The organism is Lentzea sp., from assembly GCF_036380075.1.
Taxonomy (GTDB): Bacteria; Actinomycetota; Actinomycetes; order Mycobacteriales; family Pseudonocardiaceae; genus Lentzea.
On sequence record NZ_DASVFL010000213.1, the window covers coordinates 1 to 5,913 of the forward strand.

7 protein-coding genes are annotated in these 5,913 nt (G+C 72.1%); all 7 read left to right on the forward strand.

Features of this window, described 5'->3' with window-relative positions; all coding sequences use genetic code 11:
• A partial coding sequence (locus VF330_RS23550; RefSeq protein ID WP_330853831.1) for a LysR family transcriptional regulator occupies positions 1–796 on the forward strand: 796 nt, incomplete at its 5' end.
• Positions 793–1,896 carry a mandelate racemase/muconate lactonizing enzyme family protein gene (locus tag VF330_RS23555; protein ID WP_330853832.1) on the forward strand — a complete coding sequence of 368 codons (1,104 nt, stop codon included), beginning with the start codon at positions 793–795 and terminating at the stop codon, positions 1,894–1,896. The genes VF330_RS23550 and VF330_RS23555, both read left to right, overlap by 4 nt.
• 18 nt (positions 1,897–1,914) lie before the next feature.
• On the forward strand, positions 1,915–2,781 hold the full coding sequence (gene catA / locus VF330_RS23560) for a catechol 1,2-dioxygenase (RefSeq protein WP_330853833.1): 867 nt from the start codon (positions 1,915–1,917) through the stop codon (positions 2,779–2,781).
• Positions 2,781–3,071: a muconolactone Delta-isomerase gene (gene catC, locus VF330_RS23565; RefSeq protein WP_330853834.1), complete on the forward strand. Its 291-nt coding sequence runs from the start codon at positions 2,781–2,783 to the stop codon at positions 3,069–3,071. The genes catA and catC overlap by 1 nt, the downstream gene beginning before the upstream one ends.
• Complete coding sequence (pcaD, locus tag VF330_RS23570; protein WP_330853835.1) at positions 3,068–3,820, forward strand: 3-oxoadipate enol-lactonase; 753 nt, start codon at positions 3,068–3,070, stop codon at positions 3,818–3,820. Before catC ends, pcaD begins: the two co-directional genes overlap by 4 nt.
• A gap of 76 nt (positions 3,821–3,896) precedes the next feature.
• Complete coding sequence (locus tag VF330_RS23575) at positions 3,897–5,168, forward strand: ABC transporter substrate-binding protein (protein ID WP_330853836.1); 1,272 nt, start codon at positions 3,897–3,899, stop codon at positions 5,166–5,168.
• Positions 5,169–5,172: 4 nt separating this feature from the next.
• On the forward strand, positions 5,173–5,913 hold a 741-nt coding region (locus tag VF330_RS23580; RefSeq protein WP_330853837.1), incomplete at its 3' end, for a sugar ABC transporter permease.

A 5,913-nucleotide genomic window follows, 5' to 3' on the forward strand; every position in this document is an offset into this window, starting at 1 on the left:
GGCCGAGCTGGGCGCGGCCCTGTTCACCAGGACCACCCGCCAGGTCCGCCTGACGCCCGCCGGGGAGTTCCTGCGCGAGGAGGCCCGGCGCGTGCTCGGGTCCGTCGACGACAGCGTCCGCGGCGTGCGCCGGATCGCGCAGGGACGGCTGGGGCTGGTGCGCATGGCGTTCACCGGCACCGCCGCCTTCACCCACCTGCCGCGGATCGTCCGCGCGGTCAAACGGGAGCTGCCCGACGTGGCGCTGGAGGTCCACGCGGACCTGCTCACCCCGGCGCAGTGCGACGGCCTGCGCGACGGCAGCCTCGACCTGGGCCTGCTGCGGCCGCCCGCCACCGGCGAGGAGATCTCGGTCCGCACGATCGAGGTCGAACCGCTGGTGCTGACCGTGCCCGCCGACCACCGGCTGGCGGACGAACCGGCGGTCGCGATGACCGACCTGGCCACCGAGTCGTTCGTGCTCTACAGCAGCCCGGACTCGGCGGTGAACGAGGCCGTCGTCCGCAGCTGTCGGCAGGCCGGGTTCCTGCCGCACCACGAGCACGACGCCCCCGGCACCGCCGTGCTGCTCGCGCTGGTCGCGGCGGGACTGGGCGTCGCGCTCGTGCCCTCCTCCGCCAGGGCGATGCCGCTGGCCGGTGTCACGTTCCGCGACGTGGCCGGCGCCGGGTCGGTCGAGCTGGCCCTCGCCTGGCGGGAGCACCGGGAGTCGGCGCTGGTCACGTCCGTGCTCGACGTCCTCGAAGACCTGTTCACCGCCGAGCGGCCCCGCCCCGCGCAGAAAGCCACCCGATGAAGATCACCAAGATCGAGGCGATCCCGTTCGCCATCCCCTACCGCAAGCCGCTGCGGTTCGCGAGCGGCGAGGTGCACGTGGCCGAGCACGTCCTGGTCCGCGTCCACACCGACGACGGCGTGGTGGGCGTCGCCGAGGCCCCGCCCCGGCCGTTCACCTACGGCGAGACCCAGGACGGCATCCGCGCGGTCGTCGACCAGCTCTTCGCCCCGCAGGTCGTCGGGCTCTCCCTGCTGGAACGGGAGACCGTCGCGGCACGGCTCGGCCGCACCGTCGGCAACCCGACCGCCAAGTCGGCCGTCGACATGGCGATCTGGGACGCGCTGGGCCGCACGCTCGACGTCGGAGTCACCGAGCTGCTCGGCGGCTACGGCGACCGGATGCGGGTCTCGCACATGCTCGGGTTCGACGAGCCAGCCGCGATGGTCGCCGAGGCCGAGGCGATGCGGGACACCTACGGCATCACCACGTTCAAGGTGAAGGTGGGCCGCAGGCCGTACCGGCTCGACACCGAGGTCGTCCGCGCGCTGCGGACCGCGCTCGGGTCCGCAGTGGACCTCTACGTCGACGGCAACCGCGGCTGGAGCGCGGCGGAGTCCGCCCGTGCCCTGAAGGAGATGGCGGACCTCGACCTGTTGTTCGCCGAGGAGCTCTGCCCCGCCGACGACGTGCTCGGCCGGCGCTGGCTCGTGCGGCAGTGCGACGTCCCGTTCATCGCCGACGAGTCCGCCGTGACGCCCGCCGACGTGACGCGGGAGGTGCTCGGCGGCAGCGCCACCGCCGTGAGCGTCAAGACCGCCCGCACCGGCTTCACCCAGAGCCAGCGCGTGCACCACCTCGCCGAGGGGCTCGGCCTGGAAGTCGTGATGGGCAACCAGATCGACGGCCAGCTCGGCTCGGCGTGCACCGTCGCGTTCGGCGCCGCCTACCGCCTCACGTCCCGCCGGGCCGGCGAGCTGTCGAACTTCCTCGACATGACCGACGACCTGCTGACCGAACCGCTGGAGATCTCCGGCGGAGAGCTCGCCATCCGTCCCGGCGCCGGGCTCGGCGTCGAGGTCGACCCGGACAAGCTCGCCCGCTACCGCACCGACACCTGACCCACCACGGAGCACACCATGAGCATCGACACCGACACAGCCGCCGCCACCGCCGCGGCTTCCGGGGCCTCGGCCACCGAACGCTTCCAGACCGACAAGTCCCCGTTCGACGCCGTCCGCGACACCCCGGCGGAGCGCGTCGACCTGCTGGCGCGCGAGGTCCTCGGCGCGATCCACGCGACGATCCGCGAGCACAAGGTCACCTACGCCGAGTACAACGCCCTCAAGGCGTGGCTGATCCAGGTCGGCCAGGACGGCGAGTGGCCGCTGTTCCTCGACGTCTGGGTCGAGCACGTCGTCGAGGAGGTCGCCACCGAGCACCGCGAGGGCAGCAAGGGCACCATCGAGGGCCCGTACTACGTGCCGGGCGCCCCCGAGTCCGGGTCCCGCGGCGCCGTCCCGATGCGCGACGACGAGCGGGGCACGCCGTTGACGTGGACCGGCACCGTCACCTCGGTCAGCGGAACCCCGTTGCGGGGAGCCAGGATCGAGCTGTGGCACGCCGACGCCGACGGCTACTACAGCCAGTTCGCCCCCGGCCTGCCCGAGTGGAACCTGCGCGGCAGCTTCACCGCCGACGCCGACGGGTCGTTCGAGATCCGCACCATCCAGCCCGCGCCCTACCAGATCCCCACCGACGGCTCGTGCGGGAAGCTGATCGCCGCGGCCGGCTGGCACGCCTGGCGGCCGGCCCACCTGCACGTGAAGGTGTCCGCTCCCGGCCACGAGGAGCTGACCGCCCAGCTGTACTTCCCCGGCGACGCGCACAACGACGACGACATCGCGTCCGCGGTCAAGCCGGAGCTCGTGCTCGCGCCCCGGAAGGGCGACGGCGGTTCGGTGACCGTCGACTACGGCTTCGTCCTCGACCCGGTGCGCGGCTGATGCTGTTCCACGTGCGGATGGACGTCCGCCTCCCCCACGACCTCGACCCTGCCGTCCGGTCCGAGGTCGTGGCCAGGGAGAAGGAGTACTCCCAGCAGCTGCAGCGCGACGGTCGCTGGCCGCACATCTGGCGCGTCGCCGGCGAGTACGCCAACTACTCGATCTTCGACGTCGGCTCCAACGACGAGCTGCACGAGCTGCTCTCCGGCCTGCCCTTGTTCCCGTACCTGGACATCAAGGTCACGCCGCTGGCCGAGCACCCGTCCGACATCCGCGCGACGGGCCGATGAGTCCGGCCGGGGTCCACCACGTCGTCTCGGGCAGGCCGGACGGCCCGGTGGTGGTGCTGTCCGGCTCGCTCGGCTCGACGCTGGAGATGTGGGACGCCACCACACCGTTGCTGGAACGGCACTTCCGCGTCGTCCGGTACGACACGCGCGGCCACGGGCGGTCCCCCGTCGTGCCGGGTCCGTGCACGATCGACGCCCTGGCCACCGACCTCGCCGCCCTGCTCGACCACCTGGGCGTGGAGAAGGCGCACCTGGTCGGGTTGTCCCTCGGCGGCATGACCGCGCTGCGGCTGGCGGCCCGCGACCCCGGTCGCGTCGACCGCCTGGTGGTCCTGTGCACCAGTGCCTTCCTCGGACCGGCGGCACAGTGGACGGACCGGGCCGCACTCGTGCGCGCACGGGGAACGGAGGCCGTCGCGGCCGCCGTCGTCGACCGCTGGTTCACGCCCGCGCACCACGACCGGGCCCGCTGGGAGGCGATGGTGGCCGCCACCCCGGCGGAGGGGTACGCGGCCTGCTGCGAGGCGATCGCGGCCATGGACCAGCGCGCAGACCTCGCCCGGATCACCGCTCCCACGCTCGCGATCGCGGGAGCGGACGACCCGGCCACGCCGCCGCGCCACCTCGGCGACATCGCCGCGTCGGTGCGGGACGGCCGGCTCCTCGTCGTCCCCGGCGCCGCGCACCTCGCCAACGTCGAGCAGCCGGCCGCGGTGACGAAGGCGGTGGTGCAGCACCTCCTCGGCTGACCCGACCGACCGTTGACGTGATACGTCATACGACTTATGTTCAGTTCACGAGCCACCACTCGGGAAGTGAGCAGCGATGAGGCAGCGCACGCAGTGGTCCGCGGTTCTCGCGGTGGGACTGTTCCTGACGGCCGGCTGCGGGAGCGCCGCGGGTCCGGGGCCGCGCTCCGGCGGGTCGGGCGACAAGCTCGTGGTGTGGGACTGGAAGTCGGGCGACGCGAAGGCCGCCGGGTACGTGCGGGAGGCCAAGGCCGACTTCGCGAAGAAGCACCCCGGTGTGGACGTCGAGTTCGTCGCGCAGCCGTTCGACCAGTACTACACGCTGCTCGGCGCGGCCATCCAGGCCGGCAGGGGTCCCGACGTGGTGCTGTTCAACGGCGGCGGCCAGATCCGCGACCGCGCCGACGCCCTCGCCCCGCTGGACTCCTACGTCGCCGAGGACCGGCAGCGGCTGGCCGGGTGGGACGCGTTCACGAAGGCGGGCAAGGTCTACGCCGAGCCGGTGACGTTGCAGGGACACCCGGTCTACTACAACAAGGACCTCTACCGCAGGGCCGGGCTGGACCCGGACGCTCCCGCGGCGACGTGGGACGGGTTCGTCCGCGACTGCGCCACCGTCACCGCGAAGACCGGTGCCCGCTGCTTCGCGCTGGGCAACAAGGAGGGCATCGGCATCCAGTTCTGGTTGTCGGCGCTGGGATCGGCGGTGCTGACGCCGCAGGAGTACGACGACTGGATCGGCGGGAAGCGCGACTGGTCCTCCCCGGACGTCCGGAGGATCTTCGAACTGTGGGGGCAGGCCGGCGAGTCCGGGCTCAACACCGACGGCGCCAACTCCACCGCGATGTTCAACGACGCGTTCGCGGCGTTCGACTCCGGCAAGGCGGCCAACGTCATCGGGCTGATGTCCGACGTGGGGCACTGGAAGGACTTCGCGGAGTTCCTTGAGCCGGAGAACGTCGGTGTGCGCAACGCGCCGGTGGTCAACCCCGCGGCGAGACCGAGCCTGCCCTACGACGGCGGCATCGGCTACGCGGTCGCGAAGTGGACCAAGGATCCGAAGCTGGCCGCGGACCTGGTGCGGTCGTTGACGTCACCCGGTGCGCTCAAGGCCTTCTACCTGGACGGTGGCGCGATCGCGGCGGACACCACGATCGACACCTCCGCGGGCGGGCCCGCCGTCACCTCCATCGTCGCCGGGGTCAAGTCCGGCAAACCCGCCCTGCACGTGGCCCTGAGCTCCAAGACCGTCGACCTCATGGGCCGCCTGTCGCAGCAGCTGCTCAGCGGCTCGACCACGGTCGACGACGTGCTGCGGCAGCTGGCCTCGTCCGACAAGACGGGCTGAGCACGTGAGCTCCTCCACAATGGACGCGCCGGTGTCCACTGCGGACATCGCGCCGAGGCCACCACGGCGCAAAGCCAGGGGTTCGCGGGCCGAACGGTTCGCTCCCCTGGTGCTGCTGGCACCGGCCGTGCTGATCATCGCGGGTCTGCGGCTGTGGCCGCTGGTGCTCGGGATCAACTTCTCGTTCACCGGCGACGGCGACCGCGACGGTACCGCGGTCGGGTTCGACAACTACCTGACCCTGGTCGACGACCCCCTCTTCCTCACCTCGCTGCGCAACGTCGGACTGCTCGTGCTGCTGCTGCCGGTGGCCGTGGCGATTCCCGGCCTGCTCGCGACCTTCCTGCACCTGAAGGTGCCGGGACACCGCGTCTACCGCGGCGTCTACTTCTTCCCCGCCGTGCTCTCCCCCGTGATCGTCGGCGCGATCTTCACCCTGCTGCTGGCCTTCGACGGTCCCGTCAACACGGTGCTCGGCGGCCTGGGCCTCGGGCCGGTGGACTGGCTCGGCGACCCGGACGTGGCGATCTTCGCGGTCGTCGGGGTGCACGTCTGGGCGACGTTCGGCATGGCGCTCGTCGTCTTCCTGGCGGGCTTCGCCACCCTCGACCCGTCGCTGCTCGACGCGGCCGAGGTCGACGGCGCCACGCTGCCCCAGACCATCCGGCACGTCGTCGTCCCCGCCCTGACCCGCACCGTCCAGTTCGTCTTCGTCACCACCCTCATCGGCATGCTGACGTCGATG

What these genes read in the sequence shown, in the direction of transcription:
- VF330_RS23555 (WP_330853832.1), top strand. Translation starts at nt 793, where the DNA reads ATGAAGATCACCAAGATCGAGGCGATCCCGTTCGCCATCCCCTACCGC.
- catA (WP_330853833.1), top strand. Translation starts at nt 1,915, where the DNA reads ATGAGCATCGACACCGACACAGCCGCCGCCACCGCCGCGGCTTCCGGG.
- catC (WP_330853834.1), top strand. Translation starts at nt 2,781, where the DNA reads ATGCTGTTCCACGTGCGGATGGACGTCCGCCTCCCCCACGACCTCGAC.
- pcaD (WP_330853835.1), top strand. Translation starts at nt 3,068, where the DNA reads ATGAGTCCGGCCGGGGTCCACCACGTCGTCTCGGGCAGGCCGGACGGC.
- VF330_RS23575 (WP_330853836.1), top strand. Translation starts at nt 3,897, where the DNA reads ATGAGGCAGCGCACGCAGTGGTCCGCGGTTCTCGCGGTGGGACTGTTC.